The sequence below is a fragment of the Corynebacterium sp. LK26 genome (genome assembly GCF_014335085.1).
Classification (GTDB): domain Bacteria; phylum Actinomycetota; class Actinomycetes; order Mycobacteriales; family Mycobacteriaceae; genus Corynebacterium; species Corynebacterium jeikeium_D.
Window position 1 is genome coordinate 673789 of the sequence record NZ_PDHB01000001.1, and the last position, 22446, is coordinate 696234.

Annotated in this window: 22 protein-coding genes; 3 read left to right on the forward strand and 19 right to left on the reverse strand. The window is 59.2% G+C overall.

From position 1 onward, the window contains the following. Positions 1-36: 36 nt before the first annotated feature. Positions 37-657 (reverse strand): cation transporter, encoded by a 621-nt coding sequence (locus CRD13_RS02960; protein WP_049172738.1) that lies wholly within the window; start codon positions 655-657, stop codon positions 37-39. A 32-nt stretch (positions 658-689) separates the two neighbouring features. Between CRD13_RS02960 and CRD13_RS02965 the strand changes: the two genes are divergently transcribed. Then, the gene (locus CRD13_RS02965; protein WP_049172633.1) at positions 690-1775 is read left to right on the forward strand and encodes a biotin/lipoate A/B protein ligase family protein; all 1086 of its coding nucleotides are present in this window, start codon (positions 690-692) and stop codon (positions 1773-1775) included. Between the two features lie 279 nt (positions 1776-2054). Here CRD13_RS02965 and CRD13_RS02970 read toward each other — a convergent pair whose 3' ends face one another. The 4 genes from CRD13_RS02970 to lepA form a co-directional block, all read right to left on the reverse strand. Then, positions 2055-2627 carry a histidine phosphatase family protein gene (locus CRD13_RS02970; RefSeq protein ID WP_049189288.1) on the reverse strand — a complete coding sequence of 191 codons (573 nt, stop codon included), beginning with the start codon at positions 2625-2627 and terminating at the stop codon, positions 2055-2057. A gap of 77 nt (positions 2628-2704) precedes the next feature. Continuing rightward, a complete protein-coding gene (locus tag CRD13_RS02975) occupies positions 2705-4288 on the reverse strand; it encodes a cation:proton antiporter family protein (RefSeq protein WP_049189287.1) in 1584 nt (527 codons plus the stop codon). 91 nt (positions 4289-4379) lie between these two features. Beyond that, entirely contained in the window at positions 4380-5396 is a 1017-nt protein-coding gene (locus tag CRD13_RS02980; RefSeq protein WP_070546428.1) for an ankyrin repeat domain-containing protein, read from the reverse strand. A 12-nt stretch (positions 5397-5408) separates the two neighbouring features. After that, the gene (gene lepA, locus CRD13_RS02985; RefSeq protein WP_070546426.1) at positions 5409-7256 is read right to left on the reverse strand and encodes a translation elongation factor 4; all 1848 of its coding nucleotides are present in this window, start codon (positions 7254-7256) and stop codon (positions 5409-5411) included. A gap of 162 nt (positions 7257-7418) precedes the next feature. On the opposite strand from lepA, the gene CRD13_RS02990 reads away from it, so the two are divergent. Next, positions 7419-8033 carry a type II toxin-antitoxin system PemK/MazF family toxin gene (locus CRD13_RS02990; RefSeq protein WP_070546425.1) on the forward strand — a complete coding sequence of 205 codons (615 nt, stop codon included), beginning with the start codon at positions 7419-7421 and terminating at the stop codon, positions 8031-8033. 271 nt (positions 8034-8304) lie between these two features. Further along, a complete protein-coding gene (gene rpsT / locus CRD13_RS02995; protein WP_016422323.1) occupies positions 8305-8571 on the forward strand; it encodes a 30S ribosomal protein S20 in 267 nt (88 codons plus the stop codon). Between the two features lie 257 nt (positions 8572-8828). On the opposite strand, the gene holA is transcribed toward rpsT, so the two are convergent. The 14 genes from holA to rplU all read right to left on the reverse strand — a co-directional run bounded on the left by holA (position 8829) and on the right by rplU (position 22326). Next, positions 8829-9887, reverse strand: coding sequence for a DNA polymerase III subunit delta (gene holA / locus CRD13_RS03000; RefSeq protein ID WP_005511539.1), 1059 nt, complete (start codon positions 9885-9887; stop codon positions 8829-8831). After that, positions 9884-11860, reverse strand: coding sequence for a ComEC/Rec2 family competence protein (locus tag CRD13_RS03005; RefSeq protein ID WP_070546423.1), 1977 nt, complete (start codon positions 11858-11860; stop codon positions 9884-9886). The genes holA and CRD13_RS03005 overlap by 4 nt, the downstream gene beginning before the upstream one ends. Beyond that, positions 11844-12614, reverse strand: a complete 771-nt coding sequence (locus CRD13_RS03010; protein WP_242451371.1) for a ComEA family DNA-binding protein — start codon at positions 12612-12614, stop codon at positions 11844-11846. The genes CRD13_RS03005 and CRD13_RS03010 overlap by 17 nt, the downstream gene beginning before the upstream one ends. 126 nt (positions 12615-12740) lie before the next feature. Next, positions 12741-14081 carry a DegV family protein gene (locus tag CRD13_RS03015; protein WP_070546419.1) on the reverse strand — a complete coding sequence of 447 codons (1341 nt, stop codon included), beginning with the start codon at positions 14079-14081 and terminating at the stop codon, positions 12741-12743. Continuing rightward, positions 14071-14778 carry a histidine phosphatase family protein gene (locus CRD13_RS03020; protein WP_069359622.1) on the reverse strand — a complete coding sequence of 236 codons (708 nt, stop codon included), beginning with the start codon at positions 14776-14778 and terminating at the stop codon, positions 14071-14073. Before CRD13_RS03020 ends, CRD13_RS03015 begins: the two co-directional genes overlap by 11 nt. Before the next feature lie 2 nt (positions 14779-14780). After that, positions 14781-15239, reverse strand: a complete 459-nt coding sequence (gene rsfS / locus CRD13_RS03025; RefSeq protein WP_005511538.1) for a ribosome silencing factor — start codon at positions 15237-15239, stop codon at positions 14781-14783. Positions 15240-15326: 87 nt separating this feature from the next. Next, a complete protein-coding gene (gene nadD, locus CRD13_RS03030; protein ID WP_049171017.1) occupies positions 15327-16082 on the reverse strand; it encodes a nicotinate-nucleotide adenylyltransferase in 756 nt (251 codons plus the stop codon). Positions 16083-16103: 21 nt separating this feature from the next. Beyond that, a complete protein-coding gene (locus CRD13_RS03035) occupies positions 16104-17447 on the reverse strand; it encodes a glutamate-5-semialdehyde dehydrogenase (protein WP_239660012.1) in 1344 nt (447 codons plus the stop codon). Positions 17448-17461: 14 nt separating this feature from the next. Next, positions 17462-17614 (reverse strand): hypothetical protein, encoded by a 153-nt coding sequence (locus CRD13_RS03040; protein WP_016422316.1) that lies wholly within the window; start codon positions 17612-17614, stop codon positions 17462-17464. Continuing rightward, positions 17615-18328, reverse strand: a complete 714-nt coding sequence (locus tag CRD13_RS03045; RefSeq protein ID WP_049171011.1) for a class E sortase — start codon at positions 18326-18328, stop codon at positions 17615-17617. A 175-nt stretch (positions 18329-18503) separates the two neighbouring features. Beyond that, the gene (gene proB, locus CRD13_RS03050) at positions 18504-19850 is read right to left on the reverse strand and encodes a glutamate 5-kinase (protein ID WP_049171008.1); all 1347 of its coding nucleotides are present in this window, start codon (positions 19848-19850) and stop codon (positions 18504-18506) included. Positions 19851-19948: 98 nt separating this feature from the next. Further along, a complete protein-coding gene (gene obgE / locus CRD13_RS03055) occupies positions 19949-21463 on the reverse strand; it encodes a GTPase ObgE (protein ID WP_049171005.1) in 1515 nt (504 codons plus the stop codon). A gap of 256 nt (positions 21464-21719) precedes the next feature. Next, entirely contained in the window at positions 21720-21977 is a 258-nt protein-coding gene (gene rpmA / locus CRD13_RS03060) for a 50S ribosomal protein L27 (RefSeq protein WP_016422312.1), read from the reverse strand. 40 nt (positions 21978-22017) lie between these two features. Beyond that, positions 22018-22326: a 50S ribosomal protein L21 gene (rplU, locus tag CRD13_RS03065; RefSeq protein WP_005511541.1), complete on the reverse strand. Its 309-nt coding sequence runs from the start codon at positions 22324-22326 to the stop codon at positions 22018-22020. Between the last annotated feature and the right edge of the window lie 120 nt (positions 22327-22446).

Below are 22446 nucleotides of genomic sequence, written 5' to 3' on the forward strand. Positions count from 1 at the left end.
TCCCAACCTTCGCTCCCACCCCCGGACTAGTCAGCGCTAGTCGTCATCATCCATCTCCAGCTCGGGGTCTTCGGCACGCGCCTGCTCGTAAACTTCCTTCGCTGCCGTGAGATTAATGACGCCGATGACAAGTCCCACGACGATGTCCGGCCATGCGCTGAACCAGAAAATGGTGACCACTCCGGCGGCGAGAATGAGCAGGTTCGCCAGGACGTCGTTACGCGCCGCCAACCACGCGCCGCGCATGAGCGCACTGTCGGCCTTGCGCAGGTTCATCAGCAAAATCGCACAGACCAGGTTGATGACCATCGCGATAATTGCCGTCACCGACAGCGTTAGTGGCTCTGGCGGCTCACCGCTAATCATCTTCCAAATGGCGGTGCCGAACGCCGCAATCGCCGGAATCAGAATCAGCCCGGCAAGGCCGAAGCTCGCTTTACGACGGCTCGCCAGCGACCACCCCAATGCGGTGAGAACCAGCAGGTTGATCAGAAAGTCTTCAAGAAAGTCTGCAGCGTCGGCGAACAGCGCTGCGGAACCAATAATTGAGGCAACAATTAATTCAATGAAGAATCCGAGAAGATTCAGGCCTGCTACCCACGCAACAATTTTGCGGGCGCGGTGATCCAAAGTTGATGAGGTAAACACGGAGGACATCGTAACGCCCGGCGCGAGTACCATCGAATCCTATGACGCACCCGCAGAAATTCCACTCAGAAATGAAGGTTCCCGGCGGCAAATTGGTTGTTGCCGACTGCGAGACCACCGGTGACACTATTTCGTCGATAAGCATTTCGGGCGATTTTTTCCTCGAACCCGATGAAGCCTACGACATTATTAATGACGCTCTCCTCGGTGCGCCTGCCGGGGACAATACGGAACGCCTACAGGCTCGCCTCGATGCGGCGCTGAAGGATTTTGAGGAGCAGTCTGGTCGCGAGGTGCGACTGCACGGTTTTGATACCCACATCATTGCGCAGGTCGTTCGACGTGCACTGACACAGGCTGTCGACTTCACTGATTTGGAGTGGGAGGTTTTGCAGCCGGGAGTCCTGCCGACGGTGATGAATGTTGCGCTCGACGAACTCCTCCTTGACCAAGTCAATTCCGGACAGCGCGGACCAACTCTGCGCTTCTGGGATTGGGATGATCGTGCCACCGTCATCGGTTCCTACCAGTCCTATGTCAATGAACTCGAACCCGAGGGCGTAGAGAAGCACGATGTGCAAGTGGTGCGTCGTCTCTCCGGCGGTGGCGCGATGTTCATGGAGGGTGGCAACTGCGTCACCTACTCGATCTATGTTCCGGAGAAGCTGGTCGCCGGCCTCAGCTACGTCGAATCCTATGAGTTCCTCGACCGCTGGGTCATCGCCGCACTCGCACAGCTCGGCGTCAATGCGTGGTACGTCCCCATCAATGACATCACCTCCGATGGCGGCAAGATTGGTGGTGCCGCACAGAAGCGCCGTGGTTCGACAGTGCTCCACCACGTCACCATGAGTTATGACATCGATGCCGACAAAATGATGGAAGTCCTGCGCATTGGCAAGGCCAAGATTGCCGATAAGGGCCTGCGCAGCGCGAAGAAGCGCGTCGATCCGCTCCGTCGCCAGACCGGTGCCAGCCGCGCGGAAGTCATTGACACGATGAAGCAGACATTCATCAACCGCTACGGCGCCACCGAGGCATCGCTTTCCGACGAGGACTTCGCTGCGGCGCAGCATCTTATTGACACCAAATACGGCACGGAGGGCTGGACTCACCGAGTCCCCTAAACGTCGCACTGCTTACTTGTATACGACAGCTGGTCGGGAAAAGGAGTTAACTAAAGGAGACAAGTAAACAAAGGAGAGTCGACGTGAGCGGCGAGCGTGCAATTGGGTCCTATCCTGCGAATATGCACCAAAACCTGGTGAAGGGTTCGGCGCGCGCCGTAACAACACCGCCGTGGTGGTCTCCCCGATATCGAAGGCACCGGAATTGTGATTCACGGGCGCCCACTACAGAGCTTGAACGGTGTCGGCGAATTCACTGAGGCACCGGCCACAACGCCGCTACAGCCCCCGCGAGAGGTTCCAGCGCAGAACCGCAGGCCGGTCATGGTAGCGACCAAGCACTGACAGGGACGCAGTATTCAATGGGAAGGACTGGCCAAGTTCAATGGGCAGTTCCAACCAGGCCGTAGTGAGCGCACGCAGCGAGTGACCGTGTGCGAACAAAATCGCCTTGTCTTCACCCGATTCACGAACCCTTTTGACCACGCGCTCAACGCGCTCACGGACTTCCTCCGCGGTTTCGCCATTGGGCACACCGTGAGTCCAAATCTGCCAGTCGGGAACAGTCTTCTGCACTTCCTTCGAGGTAATCCCCTCGTAGTCGCCGTAGAACCATTCCGCGAGATCCTCTTCGACTTCGAAGTCGTGGAATCCTGCCAATCGAGCGGTCTCTTGGGCACGCTGGCGGGGTGATGCCAGCACTAGCCCAAAGTCCTTCGGATCCAGCCAGCCGTTGAGGGCCTTGGCTTCTTCCCTACCGTTGTCAGTCAGAGGAAGATCAGTTACCGATGTGTGCTGCCCAGTGCGCGACCACTCAGTTTCGCCGTGCCGCACGAGATATAAATCAGTCATAGTTCCAGCTTAGGCTTATCTGAAAGTGCGGTTAGCCGCGGCAGCCCTGCTAGCCCATCACGGGGTCACGGATCCGACTACGAACGCTGCTGAAGTGTTTCCACTGCGCGGTCGGCAAGCTCCTCGCCAGCACCGTCATAAAGGTAGACGGCCATGTCGGCACCAACGTTGAGAAGCTGATCCTTAAACCTCTGCACCTTAGTGGTGGTAGCAACCACGGCTTCGGTGTCCTGCTTACGGATGTTCTGAATCATCGCGTAGGTCTCAGCGTGCTCAGACAGCGCCAACACGTACAGCGCTGGTTTCTTCTCCAACTCGATGTGGTGCCACAGCTCTGGGTCTGTCACATCACCCGGGATAACCTGGTAGCCCTGCTCACGCAGCTCTTCGATGCGATCCTCATCGAAGTCAACGCCAAAGACGTTCATGCCGTACTCATTAACCAACCTGCCGTAGACACCGACGCCGACGCGCCCCATACCCATGATGAGGGCATCAGCGTTATCAATAATGACCGTTGCCTCTTCTGGGACCAGGCGGTCCTCTGGGGTTTCTGGGACGAACTTCTGCAGGAAGCTGACCAGCTTGTCCTCATGCGGGACCATCAGCGAGCTGGCAATGAAGCTACCCGCCACGGCGACTGCCATAATCGAGGTCCACTCATCGGGCAGAATGTCCTGTTGCGTCGCCGCAGCCATGACAATGAGGCCGAACTCCGAGTAGTTACTCAACGTCAGACCCGCCAACGCACTAGTGCGCAGGGACAGTCCGGTGCGCTTGAGAATCCCGATGAAGATAGTGACCTTGAACACCAGGAACAGGACCATAATCGCGGCGATAACGTAGCCGCCAGCACTTGGCAGACCACCGAGGCCAATTTCGATAAAGAACGCGACCAGCAGCAGCTCACGGATACTAATCAGAGCTTCCGACAGACGGTCAGAAATCGGGTGCGAGGACAGCAGAATACCGGCAACCAAGGACCCCAGCGAGCCGGACAGCCCTGCCAGCTCGAAAGCCGAGTAAGCGGCCACAGCAATACCAATGCCGGTGAGAACCAGCAGCTCAGTGCGGAACATGCGGTTGGGAAGCCGCGCCGCCAGCGGACGGATGAAGAACAACAGTGGTAGAGCCAGCGCCCACAGCTCCGGGGTCTTACCCGACGATGCCACCAGCACACCGACCGCAATGATGTCCTGCAGAATGAGCACACCAATCGCGATGCGTCCGATGGCCGAAGCACCGCGGTTCTGCTCCTCCAAGTGGCTCATCACAAACACCGTCGACGAGAAGGAAGTCGCGATGCCGATGTAAATCAACGCAGTCACCGACAGCCCCGTGAGTTCACGCAGCGGCAAGAAACTGGCGATACCAAACAGCACGGCAAAAACCACCGTGTTTAAAAATGCGTGACCCAACCCTGAAAAGACCACTCGCGGCGCCACGATATCCTTGGGATTCAGCTTCAGACCGATTGTGAAGAGCAAGGTGGTAACACCGAGCTCGGCCAGCGAATCAATAAACGGGATTTCCTCAAGTCCCATTGCATGAACGGCAAAACCGGCCCCAAGGAAACCAATCAGCGGCGGCAGCCGAAGCAACGAAGCACCGAGCCCGCCGATAATCGAAAACAGTATTGCTGTTAGGTATACGGATTCCACCCATCAAAGATAACGTCTGACACAACTGATAAATGCAGAGGTTGGCCATTAACCGTTCTTTGCCACCCGACTGGGGCTAGCGTCTTGGGAGCTAGCGTCGGTACGGAACCTCGCCCAATGCAATCGGCTGCGGGTGCTCTGCCACCCACGCGACCGCCGCTGCCGTCAACGCATCAATGTCCGCCTCACCAGCTTTGCGCTGCTTTACGACGGCCATTGCATCCTCGGCAGCCCCAACCGTCTCCAGCCAAAAGTCGGTCATCGCGACAAAGTCTTCGTCCCAGTTGACGTAGCCCATCTCCAGGGCCTCGTACCCGAGCCGGCCCACGATGCGAATAACCTCGCCCTGCACAGTCGCGGCTGCGCCACCACCCGGCACCAGGTAGTTCCAGAGGTATCGGAACTGACCGTTGGTCGACTTGCCTGCGGGGACAATGATGTCGCTGTGGCCATCGTGAGGTGTAATCACGTCCGGACGTTCCGCACCGATGCGCTCGTAGAGGCGATCCATAACTGGCTGGTACTTGTCGCGTTGCTTCTCTGACATGCGGTTGTAGCGGCGACCGAACTTGGTGAACTCTTCGCGCACTTCGTCGTCGATTTCCGAACCAGCGTCCAGAAGCACCTCGATGCTGTCTAGGACTCGACTGAGGGAATCGGTATCGGCAGCAGCAACCGCCTCTTTGAACGCTGTCCGGCCGTGACCGAGGCGGTTCTCGCGGTGAAGGTCAGCACCATTTTCCAACAGCAACGCAATCGCCTTGGGCTGATGGCTCTTCGCTGCCATGAAAAGCGGAGGATACTTACCGGCTTCGATGTCGGCACCGCATTCGAGCAGGATTTTCATCTTGTCGGTATCGCCCCGGCTTGCATGCTCTGCCAGCGCGGTCTTACCGAAGTGGTTCTCAGTGTTGACGTCGATCCCCTGGTCGATTAGCCAGCGCATGAGCTCTGGCGGGGTGCCACGGAGCGCCAGTGCAGTGTCCTTGCTGTAGCCAAAGACTGCGTCGAGAGCGCAAGTGTCATAGACGGCCTTCAGTGCATCCATGTCACCGGCTTCGAGCAGCTCTTCGAAGTTCTCGACCAGTTTCTTCCGCTTCCGTGGCATGCAGTTTCCCCTTTACTTACCGCCCTCGTCGGTGGACAGCGCAGCCACGAATGCCTCCTGCGGCACCGAAACCGAACCGATGTTCTTCATACGCTTCTTACCGGCCTTCTGCTTCTCCAGCAGCTTGCGCTTACGGGAGATGTCACCGCCGTAACACTTAGCAAGGACGTCCTTGCGCAGTGCACGAATGTTCTCGCGGGCAATAATCTTCGAACCGATTGCGGCCTGAACCGGGACCTCGAACTGCTGGCGAGGAATCAGCTCGCGCAGCTTCTTGGTCATCTTGTTGCCGTACCACTGCGCATTGTCGCGGTGGACGATAGCGGAGAAAGCATCGACTGCTTCGCCCTGCAGGAGGATATCCACCTTGACCAGATCCGCAAGCTGCTCGCCGGCATCTTCGTAGTTCAGCGAGGCATAACCCCTGGTACGGGACTTCAGCATGTCGAAGAAGTCGAAGATGATCTCGCCCAGTGGCATCTTGTAGCGCAGCTCCACGCGGTCTTCCGACAGGTAGTCCATACCGCCCATCTCGCCGCGCTTCTGCTGACACAGCTCCATGGTGGGGCCAACGAATTCACTCGGCACAACGATGGTGCACTTGACCATCGGCTCGTAAATTTCGCGGAGCTTGCCCTCCGGCCAGTCACTCGGATTGTGAACAGTGACCTCGGTGCCGTCCTCAATGACAACGCGGTAGACAACGTTCGGAGCCGTCGAAATCAAATCCAGGTCGAACTCGCGCTCGAGGCGGGCACGGGTAATCTCCATGTGCAGCAAGCCCAAGAAGCCACCGCGGAAACCAAACCCGAGGGCAACCGAAGTCTCCGGTTCGAATGTCAACGAAGCGTCGTTAAGCTGGAGCTTTTCCAACGCATCACGCAGGTCGGGATAGTCCTGCTGAGAGATTGGGAACAGACCGGAGTAGACCATCGGCTTGGGCTCTTCGTAACCTTCCAGAGGCTCCTCAGCCGGTGTGGCGTTCAGCGTGACGGTGTCACCGACCTTGGACTGACGGACATCCTTCACACCAGTGATGAGATAACCGACCTCGCCGACGCCAAGGCCCTTACACTTCTTCGGCTGCGGCGAAACAATGCCGATTTCCAGCAGCTCGTGCTTGGTGCCGGTGGACATCATCTGAATGACCTCACGCGGCTTGAGCTGACCATCAACAACACGGATGTAGGTGACCACACCGCGGTAGGTGTCGTAGACGGAGTCAAAGATCAGCGCACGGGCAGGTGCCTCCGGGTCGCCGACCGGTGCCGGGACGAGCTCACAGACTCGGTCGAGCATCTCCTCAACGCCCTCACCGGTCTTACCCGAAACACGCATGACATCCTCCGGCTCACAGCCGATGATGTGCGCGATTTCCTCCGCGTACTTATCCGGATCCGCGGCCGGCAGGTCAATCTTGTTCAGAACCGGGATAATCTCCAGGTCATTTTCCATGGCCAAGTACAGATTGGCCAGCGTCTGCGCTTCGATGCCCTGCGCGGCGTCGACAAGCAGAATCGCGCCTTCACACGCCTCTAGCGCGCGCGAGACCTCGTAGGTGAAGTCGACGTGACCAGGCGTATCAATCAGGTGCAGGACAATCTCTTCCCCCGCGTGCTGACCTGTGCTCGGAACCCACGGCAGGCGCACGTTCTGAGCCTTAATAGTGATGCCGCGTTCGCGCTCAATATCCATATTGTCGAGGTACTGATCGCGCATGTCGCGCGCCTCCACAACACCCGAGAGCTGCAGAATTCGGTCCGCCAGGGTGGACTTACCGTGGTCAATGTGCGCAATAATGCAGAAATTTCGAATCCGTGAGGGGTCCGTAAAAGTCTGCTCCGCAAAATTCTTGGTCACGTTGGGTCTACTCCGAAAAATAAAGACGTTATGGGCATTGGGGCGCGGCGTTGGCCGACCCATATGCGCCGGCCTCGAAAACCGACCAGCCGGGCTTAAATACAATCACGCACAATCTTACCTATCGATTCCCTCCGCACTAAACCTCTAGACTTAGATTCCATGAGCTCCACTTCGTCCACCGATCAAAATGAACGCGAAAGCTGGCCACGCCGCCTGCGCAATCGCATCAGCGCGCGTCTTTTCGCCGGTACCGAGTGGTTCCGCGGCCCCGACACCCTCGATGAGGCGCTGTTTAAGCTCAACACGCAACTTGGGCTCGCTCAGGACACCTCGCTTTCCGACGAGTCCAAGGAGGCCCTACTTCGCCTGCGAGACCCGGTGACCATCGCGCGTCCAACCGCGGAACTGGCCCGCACGATCGTGTACAGCCCCGACATGGATGGTCAAGCCGACCCCGGCGAAGTGGTGTGGATTCCATTGCAACTCGAAGGCGAAGACGCCGCCTTGCGGGAGCGCGCAGTTGTCGTGGTTGGCCGCCATGACCAGTACCTTCTGGGCATGCTGATTTCCACTCGCACCGAGCACAGCGAGCAACCGGAGTGGCTCTTTATCGGCAGTGGGTTCTGGAATGAAGACCCCAAGCCGTCGTGGGTGCGGATGGACCGTATCTTGCTCATTCCGGAATCCGGGATTCGCCGCGCAGGTGCGATGATGCCCCGCAGGCGCTTTGAGCTCATCGCCGCCCGACTGCGCGGGGACTACGGCTGGAATTAGCCGCAGCTGGAATTAGGCAGCGGCTGGTATTAGGCAGCGCTGTTTGCTAAGATTCTGCAAGTTGTTTACCGTTGCGTTCCTTTGCGGCGAGCGCGGGCAGGACCTTGGGTTCGCGTTTTCATCGCCGTATAAGCGCAGTGCATGGTTTTATCCCGCTGGTTAATTAGTTTGAACGGCAGGGATTCGAGCCAAAATTTGTACTGTGATCAGGACTTTTCTTGGTGGCGGGCGGTAGCAATTCCAACTACTACGGATACAAGAGGTATTCACGATGGCAAACATCAAGTCCCAGATCAAGCGCAACAAGACCAACGAGAAGGCTCGCCTGCGTAACCAGGCTATCCGCTCTGCAGTCCGCACCGAGATCCGCAAGTTCCAGGCTGCTGTTGAGGCTGGCGACAAGGCTGCTGCTGAGGCTCAGCTGCGCGTTGCTTCCCGCAAGCTGGACAAGGCTGTCACCAAGGGCGTCTTCCACCGCAACACTGCGGCTAACAAGAAGTCCGGTATGGCTAAGGCTTTCAACAAGCTGGAGGGCTAATTCCCTTTTGGCGCTGTGCCGTTCTTGTGGCGCTTGTGCCGTGAAATTAACCGCTTCCTGCTATTTTCCGATTTCATTTCGGATGTGGCGGGAGGCGGTTTTTATTATTTAACCCCAACGCGAGTTAGTGGCTGCGTTTATGGCTGGCGGCGGTGGGGCGATGCGAGTTACTGACTACGTTTATGACAAAAATGGCCTGAAAAATGGCTTGAAAGTGTCATAAACTCACACAGTTTCACATTTGCAGCCCGTAAATTTTAACGCCGATGGGACGAATGGGCCAGCTCCGCGATACGAAGCACCGACTGTTCCAGCGATAGTTCCGGCGTCGATGAGGCTCCCTTGGTGTCTGCATCCAGCTGTGCCGCGACAACCACAGCGCGAGCAACCGCCGGGGTTGACCAGGCAGATGCCAACCGCTGAGTTTTCTCCAACTTCCACGGCGGCATGCCATAGCGGTGGGCATCTCTACGCGCATTGACACCACGTGCACCGTGGAGCCGAGCTACATCACCAACCATTCCCGTGATTGCAGCCGACAGCAGTGCCGGTGCCATGCCCAGCTGCAAGGCACGGCGCATCTTGGCCAACGCTTCCCCACCCCGGCCGCGCAGTGCGAGCTCGGCAATCTCAAAGCCCGAAACCTCCGCCGAAGCACCGTAGTAGGTGCGCACTGCTTCCGAGGTGACCTTGCCCGCGGTATCCGCACACAGCTGGGAAATGGCGGTGGCCAGCTCGCGGAGGTCTGAACCGACCGCATCCAGGACGGTATCGATGACGTCGCGACGCACCTTAACCCCGTGTGAGGCGAACTCTTCGCCAACAAAACCGGGCAAGTCGTTTCGCTTGAGCGGTTGAGCTTCGAAAAAGCGGACCCCCAACTTGCGCAGGTCAGCGACCATCTTTTTCTGACGCCCCTCACCGCTGTGAAGGAGAATCAACGTGATGCCCGGCGCGGGATCCTTAACCGAATCCATCAACAGCTTGGCAGGCTCTTTGCCGGCGTCTTGGCAGTCGGTGACAACCACGATCCGGTCATCTCCAAACAACGAAGGGCTGAAGAGCTCCACGGCATCGACAGTGGTCATGTCCCCTGCGCGGATGGTGGTCACAGGCACCGAGCGTCCACCCGGATCGGACTCCGTTGCTGCCTGCGCGCGGACGGCAGCGACAATGGCGAGGCGGGCGCGGTCTTTCAGCAGCTCCTCTTTGCCCACAATCAAATTCACGGGTGCGACGGCGCTCAATCCCGACCTCTTTTCCGCGTTAATTCCTGCGACTGTTGTTTCTAGCCTACGGGACAGCCCGGATTTCACCTTCCTCGCCAGACTTCACCATTGGAATACAGGGCTTGCGGCCCATCTCGCTGCGGGCACACCACAGGAATCTGCTCGGGTGTCATTACGGTTTCTCGCACGCGCGGACCACACTCGCGAGCGATAAACCACTGGGGTGAGCGGCCTGATTGGGACGGTTGGCCGCTCACGGATTCAGCGATGTACGACGGGGACTCCACCGCCACGGTTTCTGTCGTGGGGTTATTGGTGGTGTCATCGAGCACCTGGACGTACCCCGCCTCTTCCTCGGTGAGTCCGAGTGCAATTCGGCACTGCCGGCTGAGCGAGGTCGGTGCAGGGTAACCAACCGATGCCACATGGTTGGCGGGTTCTCCGACAGCCTCCGCGTGAATGAGAACAACCTGGTTCTTCTCCGCACAGGCCGCAACCTTCCACCCCTGTGGGGCACGCGCAATGTCCAGCCCGAACACCCAAATAACCGCGTAACTACAGACGGCAAGTACCACTGCGAAGCAACCAGCGCGGAGCGCAAGACGGGGCCACGCCCAGAGCGCCGTCAAGCATGCGAACGTGAGCGTGCAGGAGATGACCAACGTGACCGTCCCAGTGGCGGGCGCGACGATTCCCGCAGCGAGGCGTGCGACCTGATGAATCCACCATGCGCACGGCGCGGCGCACCAGAGCAGCGCACTGACCAGCCAATTGAGATGCAGTGCGGCGGCAACGGCAGCGAGCGAACCAGCGATAGTAACCGGTGCGACGGCGGGCGCGGCGAGGAGATTGGCGAGCAGTGAGACGTGACTAATTTCGCCGATAAGGAGCGCCAACACGGGCATGGTGACCACGTGTGCGGCAATCGATACGGCGACGGCGCGGACTACTGGGGCGGGCCAGGTACCCATAACGGTGGTGGCGGACAGGCGTCTGGCAAGGGGCTCGGCAAGAAGGACTAACCCGGCGGTGGCTGCGACCGAGAGGGCGAAGCCCACTGATACCGATAGGTCTGGAGCCAGGAGAATCAACCCAATAATGCCAGCCGACAGCGCCGCGATGGCCTGGCCAGCTCGTCCTACAAGAATCGCCAACAGCCCAATGCAGCCGGTGACCACCGCGCGTAGCACTGACGGTTCTGTACCCACAATTGCCACAAAGCCATACAGGGCAAGCGCGGCGACTGCGACGCGCACCCGCGGTCCAGCCCACGAAAACACGGCTACAACAGCCCCGACAACAAGCGCAACGTTCGCTCCAGAGACCGCTGATAGATGTGAAAGCCCAGAAGCAGTCATCACATCGCCATCGGTGAGGCTAAAGCCGCGCTCATCGCCGATGGCCATGGCGGGAATCAGGCGGTCGGGACCAACGGGGAGATTCTGCGCCGAGTCAAAGAGCTGCTGCCTCACGTCAGCTGCCAGCCCCTGTGGTGGCGCGATGACCTCAACATCACCGCGCAGATTCAGCTGGATACCACTAATGCAGGGCTTGCTGGCCACACGTATACCGGCTGTGGATTCAATTACGGTGTCTCTCGTGATAGCCAACAGTGACTCGTCGCCGAAAGCCGTCACCTGCCCCGGAAGACCTTCGATGCGGGCCTTCGCACTGGCCCCAAACTCGGTTGCTTTCGGCTCGGTGACGAGGCGCAATTGCACTTTCGCCATCCCACCAATGTCCTCATAGAGCTCATGGGCTCGGGCTTGCGCTATGCGGATTCGCGTGGCCACCGCAACGCTGGCCACCGCCACAGCTGGCACCACGATAGTGGCGATTGCTCGCCAGCCGGAGGTCACCGCACCTCTGCCCCATCGCCACGACCAACGCTGCCACGCCCACGGCAACGCCACCGCAGTCGCGATTGAGCTCGGTACCACAACTATCGCCCATTCTGGGCGCATGATCACCGCCACCGCAGTCGCCCACGCCAACACCGCTGCTGGCACTAGCCGCACATCGAGCCCAGCACGAGCGCGCAGGTCAGACGGTGGTGGCATCGCGCAGAGCCTCTACCTTCGCCGGGCCGATTCCCGGTACCTCCTCAAGTGCGTCGATACTCGCAAAAGGCCCGTTCTTTTCACGAAAGTCAATGATTTTGGTCGCTGTTGCGGGTCCAATTCCGGGCAATTCCTCCAGCTGCGTAGCAGTGGCGGTGTTGATGTTGATCTTTCCGTCAGAGCCACCCGGGTCAGCCCCGCCTGCAGCACCGGCGCCAGAACCGCCAGAAACATCGGAACCGCCCTCCGCCGTCCCTGCTGGCAGCGCCTCTGTCCCGACCACAATCTGTTGACCATCTACCAACGGTGCCGCCAGGTTCACGCTGGCAGGATTAGCCTCCGGCAAAAGCCCACCCGCACGCTCAATTGCCTCCACCACCCGCGCACCCACTGGCACCTCCACCACGCCAGGATTCACAACCAACCCCACCACCGACACAATCAACGGCCCCACCTGTGCCTGAGCGTTAGTCTCCTGCCCCGGACCGCCAGGCGCCTCCGCTGGGGTTTCGGTCGTCTCCGGTGTCGTCCCCGCGACAGCCGCGTCCTGCACCGCAGGCATCTCCACCTGCGGCGTCGACGGCCACACCACCGCAGCGATTGCTCCAACAGCCAACACCGCAATCACAAGGCACGCAGCCATCGCCACCCGCGGCGTCACCACCGCCCGGCGCGTGGAAAAGTCCACCGCCATGCGCTTGTCTTGATCAATCGGTTCCAGATAGTCCGCCAGCCGATTCCGCAAATTCGTCACGATGCGCACCCTAGCGCCCCGCACCACACCCCACCTTGACGAAAGCACTCATCAAGGCGTCATCTGTGGATAAAAAATGACCTGTGGAGGTTATCCACAGGCCAGATCATCTTCGCAGTTCAGCCGCTACTTCTTCTCGTCGCCGTCATCATCACGCTTGTCGCTTGACGACGACTCCCGCGATTTCTCCCCATCGGTGCCAAATACAGCTCCCTCGGGATCGGACTTATCGCGCAGCGCCAAATCAGAGATAGCCTTCGCCAGACGCTCAGCTTTATCCAGAGCTGCTTGGCGATTCTCACTCCACGTTGGCAATTTAGAAACCGCCGTGGTGAAAAGCGGAATTCCCTGTTCATTAGTCACTACTGTGCGATGGATTCGTTTATTGCGGTTGCGACTGGCAGCCGGATTCTCAACTACCTTCACCGCAGCCTGATCGGTGATCGGCTCACCTGGGTCTGTGGTGCCAGCGTTTTCAGCCGAACCGTCCGTGTCAGCAGAGTCACCGGAATTGTCTATGTTCCCGGAATCGTCGTCTACCGCGTCTGCAGCCACAGCATCAACAGCAGGCGCGTCACTCTCCTCCACACTGTGGAGCAGCGCTGTCACGCCCATCTCTGTTTCAAAATCCATGGCATTCGAATCAATCGAGCCACCGGAGACCATGCCAACTGCATAGGCTCCCTGCCCGACATGAGCGGTAAGAGACTCCGGCAAATCCAGGATTCTAAACCGGGTATCGTCGGGTAGCTCTTCGGCAAGCATGGCCTGGAGCTCGTGAACGTCGTCAAGCGCATCGGAATGATGCAGCAATACCGCAGGCGGACGGTTCGCCGATGACGCGGACCGCACCATCTTCGTGGCAAAATCCACCATGCGCTGCTTGACCTTCGCCTCTGTCCGACACTTGGCGACCAGCGCTAGTGAGCCATCTTTGATGCCGACGATGGGCTTGATAGCGAGAGCCGTAGAAAGCATCGCTTGGCCCGCGGAGATGCGACCGCCACGACGTAGCGAATCAAGCTTTGGTACAAACAACCAGAGTCGATAGCGCTGCAGCACATCACGCGCTACATCGGCAACCTCATCACGACTGGCCCCGGCCCTCGCAGCCTTGGCCGCCGCGATGGCAGCGGCACCGACTCCAGCTCCGACGGTGTCGGTATCGATGACGGTCACACGGTCCAGCGCACCAGCAGCGGTGACAGCGTTAGACCAGGTAGCGGACATTCCCTTGCCAAGATGCAGGGCGACAACGCCAGCGTCAGAACCATCCTTGTTGGAGCGTTCCAGCGCACGCGCATATGCGGCGCACAGCTTCAGTGGACTGACTGCCGACGTGGTGACGGCGTCTTCATTGATGTCATGGCCGATGGGAACCACGGTGATGTCGAGCTTGCGGGCAACCTCGGGCATCAAGCACGCGGTGTCATCAACAACAATGCGAACGCGACCGTCACCGGGCATGGCGGCCTCCTGAAGAATCAGAAACCTGGGACTCCCGCTCGCGGACCTTCGCGTTAAAAGCATTCAGGTACCAGGAGGTCTCACCATTGACGCGCGTGCGCTGCTCCATTTCGACCCACGCAGTGTTGCCCAGGCCGTTGAACGTGCTGAAGTAGTCGCGCGGCATCTGCAGCAGGGCTGCGGTAGCGGCAGCAATGGCACCACCGTGGGACACGAGCACAAAGGTATCCGACTCCCAATCGGGGTTGGCCGCTAGCTCAGCAATGACCGCCAGCATTCGGTTGGAGACCTCAAAGCGGGTCTCGCCGCCCTTGGGTGCCCAGTTGAGATTATGGCGCCAGTGGTCACGCATACCGGGAAACGCGGAGTCAATCTCGTCGTAGGTGCGCTCTTGCCATTCACCGAGGTTGGTCTCACGCAGGCGCTTATCAAAACTCAACTCTGCACCGGTGGCCTCGGCTAGCGCGCGGGCGGTGTCGGCTGCCCGGGTCAGGTCAGAGGACACGATTTTTGTGATTCGCGGTTCAGCCTCCGCCAGGTACTGCGCCGCAGTACGGGCTTGCTCGCGACCAACGTCGGAAAGCTGCGTGTCCAGCTGTCCCTGAATGCGGCCGGTAGCGTTATACGAGGTCTGCCCGTGCCGCAGCATAATCAGGCGACGTCGAGCGGCAACATGTGCCTCGCGTGAGCCCGCCACAATTAAAACTCGTCCGTGTCCGGGTTTTCGGCAGCCAGCGGAATCTCGTCGATAGAACGAGCATTGCGGGCGGAATCTTCGCCGTCCTCGTTGCTCGGCTGCTCGATGCCCTCGACCTCGATGCGCGGGCAATCGCGCCACAGTCGATCCAGGCCGTAGAAGTCGCGTTCTTCACTGCGGAAGACATGCACGACAATGTCGCCGTAATCCAGCAGCGCCCAACGTCCCTCACGGACACCTTCGCGGCGAACCGGCTTTGCGCCGAGGTCACGCAGATCGTCCTCAATTTCGTCGACGATTGCGGCAACCAGACGCTCATTGTCAGCACTGACCAGGACGAATGCGTCCGTAATCACCACCGGGCCAGAGACATCGAGAACAACGACGTCCTCACCCTTTTTGCTATCGGCGGCCTTCGCCGCGGCGGTCGCCAGCTCAATGGCGCGTGGTTGTGCAGTCACGAAAGACTTCAGCTCCTTGTGATTAAAAGTCGTGAAAAACAGCGTTTGTACTTGTAACTTACCGTCTCAGCGGGATTTTGCTAACTTTCAGTCCGCGGTATCGGACTTCGCATCCACCGATGCCGCATCCTCGGAGGTCGAGTTCACCGATGCGGGGCCCACAGAACCAACCGTGCCCTCAGCAGACTGGTACAGACCCCGCTTAGCGATGTACTGCACCACGCCATCCGGCACCAAGTACCAAACAGGGCGTCCTGCCTCCGCACGCTTTCGACAATCGGTAGAAGAAATAGCCATGGCGGGAATCTCGATGAGGTGCAACCGTGAAGCGTCGATTCCTTCCAGGTCCTCTGCCCGCAGGTGAACCCCTGGACGAGTGACACCGACGAACGTTGCTGCGTCGAACATCTCCTCCCAGTCCCGCCACGTCATAATCTTCTGCAGCGCATCGGCACCGGTAATGAAGAACAGATCCGCGTTGGGATAGATGACCTTCAAATCCCGCAGCGTATCGACGGTATAGGTCGCACCCGGCCGATCAATATCAACCCGCGAGACCGAAAACTGCGGGTTCGACGCAGTGGCAATGACCGTCATCAGGTAGCGGTCTTCGCTGTGAGAGACCTTCCGGCCGCGTTTTTGCCACGGTTCACCCGTGGGCACGAAAAGCACAAAGTCGAGGTCAAAACGGTCTGCCACTTCGCTCGCGGCAACCAGGTGACCATTGTGAATGGGGTCAAAAGTGCCACCCATTACGCCAATGCGCTGCCGGGGCGCTTCCGCCGACTTCGCTGTCAACGCGGCGTGTACTCGCGACCGCACACTTTTCTTGCGCTTAATCATGACTGGCACTTTACCCGGGCACTACGGACGAGTCTGTCCACGACCAGCCAGAACCCACTTGCTGCTGGTCAACTCCGGCAGCCCCATGGGCCCACGGGCGTGCAGCTTCTGGGTGGAAATACCAATCTCTGCGCCGAAACCGTACTGCTCACCATCGGTGAACGCAGTGGAGGTATTGACGCTGACAGCGGCAGCATCAACACGGTCGACGAACTCCTGGCACACGCCCCAGTCACGTGCAGAGATAGCTTCCGTGTGACCCGAGGAGTACTCAGTGATGTGATCCGTCGCGGCCACCACACCGTCGACAATGCGTGCGGCAATGTCTAGCGAAAGGTACTCATCCGACCAGTCTTCTTCCGTCGCAGGAATGACCTCACCGGTCCACCCAGAGGCCGCCAGATTATCGACATCGCCGTGGACCGCAATGCCCGCGTCGGCAAGCGCGTCCAAAATGCGGACCTGATCCTGCGCGGACAGCGCCGAGTCAATGAGAACCGTTTCAGTGGCGTTACAGACGCTCGGACGGCGGGTCTTGCCGTTAATCATCAGCGCAATCGCCTCGTCGATATCGGCGGAAGCATCGATGTAGATATGGCAGTTACCGGTACCGGTCTCAATGGTCGGCACCGTTGCCTTCGTCACGACGGCCTCAATCAGACCGGCACCGCCGCGCGGAATCACTACGTCAACCAGGCCGCGGGCAGTGATGAGATCCTGCACGGAATCGTGGGTCTCACACGGCAGCAGCTGAACAAGGTCCTCCGGTGCATCGTGGTTGGCCAGCACCTCACGCAAAACCGCGACCAGCTGCGTGTTGGAGTGGACGGCGGACTTGGAGCCACGCAGCAAGGCCACGTTGCCCGACTTCAGCGCCAGACCAAAGGCATCGACAGTAACGTTCGGGCGAGCCTCATAGACCATGCCCATCACGCCCAGCGGAACGCTGACCTGGGAAAGCTTAATGCCGTTAGGAAGAGTGCTTCCCCGCAGCACCTCGCCTACCGGATCCGGCAGGGCCGCAACCTGGCGCAGCCCACCGGCAATACCCTCAACACGATTGGCGTCAAGACGCAGGCGATCCAGCAGGGAGTCACTAAAACCACGGGCCTTACCGGCCTCGATGTCCTTGGCGTTGGCTACCAGAATCTCCTCAGTACGGGCGACCAGCGCATCTGCTGCGGCCAGCAGGAGCTCGTTCTTGCGTGCCGACGTAAAGCGAGCCAGCTCTCCCGCGACAGCCTTGGCACGCTGTGCCTTATCTAAAACCTCGGCGCGCTCAGCAGCACGCTCCGGGCTAAGAGCCGAATCCTCGGCAATGCCCTGTTGAATGGTGTTAGCAGTTTCGTTCGTTTGAGCAGTCATGCCTACCAGCATAACTAGAGTGAGACATCATTTGAAGGAATTAGCTCAGCAACCCAAGGAAAGATGTAATTCATCAACAGCAGGAACACGATGACGGCAATCACGATGGTGATGATCGCTTTCACCCACCACGGACCCGGCAGGGATCGCCAAAAAGCTGCGTACATCTAGTTGACCTCCTTGGTCTCAACACCGGCGAGAACCGCGTGAATAATGAGCCGATGAGTGTTGTCCCACTGCGGATGGCAGGTAGTCAGCGTAAGTAGAGTCGCGTCACCGACCGGATTGAGGACATCGGCGCGGTCTGGAGTGACAATGTGCTGGCCGGGAATCTCGGGGACGTTAGTTCCTTCTGGCACGCAGTCGAAGCTTTCCCCTGCGCCAGCCATACCGTCGACCGGCAATACCTTGTAGCGGTAAATAGCATCACGCGTCTCTACGGTGATGTCATCGCACGTCTGCAGGCGGTCAATGTTGTCAAAGGGAGCTCCGTGGCCGTCACGATGGGCGGCATAAGAGCTGTTGCCCACCTGCCCCGGAAGGGCTGTGCTCGGATAATGGCCGGGGCCACCGCGCAAAACTTCCTGAGAGACACCTTCGAATACGACCAAATCGCTAAAACCGGCCTTAGGAGCGGAAATCATCGCCACCGCAGAGCCAGGCACCCAGGAGCCCTCAACAGCTGGCTCCGTGCCTTCTGGCGCCTGAGCTGCGGCCGATGCCGGTGCGGACCATGCCTGCTGCAGCTCATCACGAGCCTGCTGCTGAGCTTTCCCAGTTTCAAGACCAGACCAGTACAGCAGATAAAAGGCGAAGAGCGCCACCAGCACTCCAGCTGTCAAGAGCAACTCGCCGATGACGCCAATAATTTTCGATAACACACTTAGGATTATGCCCGAAAGTTCCTCATCCAGGCAGTCCGCGCTCAGGCGCTCCTCCCCCCAGCCAGTCCGCACTCAGCTAGTCCCCACTCAGCCGGTCTTTGCCGAGGCACCTCTGTCCGGGCGCGCCCAGGTGCGCGTCTTTAAGCGCTGCAGCTCTCAGCGCAACGCTCTCCTAAGCGCGGGAGGCGAAATCCGACAGGTAGTCGGCATGGACGACAGGCTTCTGCATGTCATTCGGCAATTCCTCGGTGTGGTAGCCGATCATGCCCAGCAATTCTTCAGAGTCATAGTTGACCTCGCCGCGTCCGATGACCTCACCGCTCGGGCCAATCAGGTCGACGATGTCACCAGCGGAGAACTCACCGTCAACCGAGGTGATACCGACCGGGAGCAGCGACTTGCGCATGCGGGTCACAGCGTCGACCGCGCCGGCATCCAGGCGAAGCAGGCCCGAGCTATCCGCTGCGTAGAGCATCCAGAACTTCCAGGCGCTCAAGCGGTTGTCCTTCGCGGCGAAAGCGGTTCCCACATCTGCCTGGTCCAGTGCTCGCTCAATGTTGGACGCCGAAGTCAGCAGCACCGGCACCCCAGCACGCGAAGCCAGGCGTGCGGCAGACACCTTCGAGGCCATTCCACCGGTGCCCAATGCCCCACCGTCACCGGCGATAACACCACGCAAGTCGTTACCGCTGCGCACCTCTGGCACAAAGGTTGCACCTGGATCGGCCGGGTTGCGGTCGTAGAGGCCGTCGACGTCGGAAAGCAGAATCAGTGCATCGCAGTACGCCAGGTGACTGACCAGGGCGGCCAGGCGGTCGTTGTCGCCGAAGCGGAACTCCGAGGTCGCGACCGTGTCATTTTCGTTGACAATTGGCACTGCACCCAGCTGGCGCAGGCGGTCGATAGTGCGCTGAGCGTTGCGGGCACGCGAACGCACACCTGCATCGTCCGAGGTCAAAAGCACCTGCGCAGAAGTGCGGCCATAGCGCAGGAAGGAGCGTCCCCACTCCTGTGCCAGGCGCACCTGCCCCACCGCTGCAGCCGCCTGCTTGGTCGCCAAATCAGTGGGACGCGAAGTCAGCCCCAGCGGCCCCATTCCGGATGCCACCGCGCCGGAGGACACGACAATGACATCGCTAAAGCCCATCCGCTTTTCCAGGGCATCGGCAATGAAGTCGATGCGTTCGGGATCGGTACGACCGTCAGATCCGGTCAACGAGGAAGAACCAATCTTCACCACGACACGCTTCGCGGTCCGAATTGCCTCACGAGTCTCGGAATCGAAACCGCCTTTGGTTCCCGGAGATAAATTCTCAGTCGCCTTTTCAATCTCAGCGACGGTGGACTCAGGATTGTTGTGAAGCAGCTCGTCGACCTCCTCACGGGAAATCGGCGCGTCCGATTCAGACTTCGGGGTAGCTACCGGGGCATCTAATGCATCTGCTCCAGTGACGTCAACATCGTTGGCAACGGTGTCGGAAGGGATAACTGACTCACTCATTTCACTAATGGAAAACATGACGGTCTAATGTAATTCTGACTATATAATTGTTTAAACAATTAATGGCAAAATGCAAGTTTGAAGTCTTCGCTTGCCGACGACGCTGGCGCCCGCGACTATGAGTACCGGTCGCGAATAGCCTCTTCGCCATCTCCGAAATCGTACTCGTCAATCAGACCACGGCGGGCCTGCGATGCACGCTTACGCTGCTCAGCGCTAGTGCGCTCGTTGACGTAGAGACGATCGTCGGTACCACGGCCACTCGGCACGAAGTCATCGGTGCCCGCGACCTGCTGCGGGTACCACTCGAAGGTGAGATAGGAAATCGTCACCGGGCAGCCAACCGTTGCCCCAGCCTTTGCCAGGGCATCTTCTACACCAAGCTTGGCCAGGCGGTCAGCCAAGTAGCCGACTGCCTCGTCGTTTTCGAAGTCCGTCTGGTTAATCCAGCGTTCCGGCTTACGGCCACGCACAATGAACCCATCTGGGGTATTCGGATCGCGCTCGATGGTGAAGTCCGCGCCTTCGCGCTTCTTGCCACGCACACCTTCCGGACGGATGACCGCACGGGGCTCCTGCTCTGTTGGCAACGGATGCGCCTTGCGGTAGGCGGCAATCTGATCCTTCAGGCCGTAGGTCAGCTCCTTGAGTCCCTCGTGCGTCACCGTAGAGATCTCATAAATCGGCCAGCGGAACTTCTCCAACTCCTCGCGCTGCATGTCAATCATCTCGCGAGCATCGGGCAGGTCAATCTTGTTCAGCACGATGACGCGCGGACGCTCTGCGAGGTCCCCAAGCCCCACGTCGGCCTTCAGCACCGACTGGTAGTTGGCGAGTTCCGCCTCCAACGCCTTGATGTCAGAGACCGGATCGCGGTCGCCCTCCAGCGCAGCAGCGTCCACCACATGCACCAGCACAGCACAGCGCTCAATGTGACGCAGGAAATCCAACCCAAGACCACGGCCTTCAGACGCCCCCGGGATAAGGCCCGGCACATCTGCGATGGTGAAGGACTCGTAGCCAACGTTGACCACACCCAGGTTCGGCTGCAGCGTGGTAAATGGGTAGTCACCAATCTTCGGCTTAGCAGCGCTCAAGGTGCTGACCAGCGAGGACTTTCCGGCTGACGGGAAGCCCACCAGTCCAACGTCTGCCATGGATTTGAGCTCCAAGACAAGATCCTTGGCCTCGCCAGGCTCACCGAGGAGAGCGAAGCCCGGCGCACGGCGGTTCTTGTTCGCCAGCGCTGCGTTGCCCAGGCCACCGTAACCGCCTTCAGCGGCGATGAAGCGGTCCCCCTTACCGGTCATGTCCGCCAGCACTTCCCCATCCTCGGTCATCACAACCGTGCCCTCCGGCACTCCGAGAACCAGGTCCTCGCCGCGAGCACCATTGCGGTGATCACCCGCGCCGGGCTTACCGTTGGCAGCCTTGATGTGGGGATGGAAGTGGAAGTCCATCAGAGTGTGAATCTGCGGGTCGACGACCAGCACAATGTCGCCACCGTGGCCACCGTTGCCGCCATCGGGCCCGCCGAGTGGCTTGAACTTTTCACGCAGCACCGAGTTACAGCCGTGACCACCGTCGCCGGCCTGCAAATGCAGTACGACACGATCTACAAAACGAGACATAAAATCACACACACTTCCGAGCGGAGAGCCATCTTCTAGTGCCTGGAGTAATGCCCTAATTTAAGCGAGCCGACGGGCAGAAGTCTAGGCGGTAACAAAACGCTGCCTCGCAACCTAAAAGCGCGAAACAGTAATAAACAACAAAAGAGCCGATTACCTTTCGCAGTGGGAAAGGAATCGGCTCTTCTGCAAGGCAGTTAAACCTGCCTCAAATTCAACGTTGCAGTAATCCTATGTGGACAACCGAGGGTTGTTCTTAGGAGTTATTCTCAACGATGCTGACAATGCGGCGGTTACGGCGGGTACCGAACTCGACTGCGCCTGCCTTCAGAGCGAAGAGAGTGTCGTCGCCGCCACGGCCAACGTTCTCACCCGGGTGGAACGAGGTACCGCGCTGACGAACGAGAATCTCGCCTGCCTTAACCTGCTGGCCGCCGAAGCGCTTCACGCCGAGGCGCTTAGCTTCGGAGTCGCGGCCGTTGCTGGTGCTGGATGCACCCTTCTTAGTAGCCATGATTTTCTCCTAGGGAAAAGCTAATTGGAATTTCGGCGGTTTACTTGGAGACGCCGGTAATCTTCAGAACAGTGAGCGGCTGACGGTGGCCGTAGCGGCGCTTGTAGCCAGTCTTGTTCTTGTAGTGCATGCCGCGGATCTTCGGGCCCTTAGCGGCCTCGACGATCTCTGCGTTAACGGTAACGTTGGCAAGCTTGTCGGCATCCGCAATGACATCTGCGCCATCGACGAGCAGAACCGGGGTGAGAGCCACGGACGAACCCGGCTCACCCTCGATCTTCTCGACCTTGACGAGGTCACCTTCGGCAACCTTGTACTGCTTGCCGCCGGTCTTGACGATCGCGTACATAGGAGGGCTACCCCTTTATCTGAGAAACTCGACTCAAGGAATCTTTGTAATTCCTTGACTGGACAATGGAATTGCGATTAGTTGCGTGTGCAGAACACTTCAGGGACATACCCGAAAGCC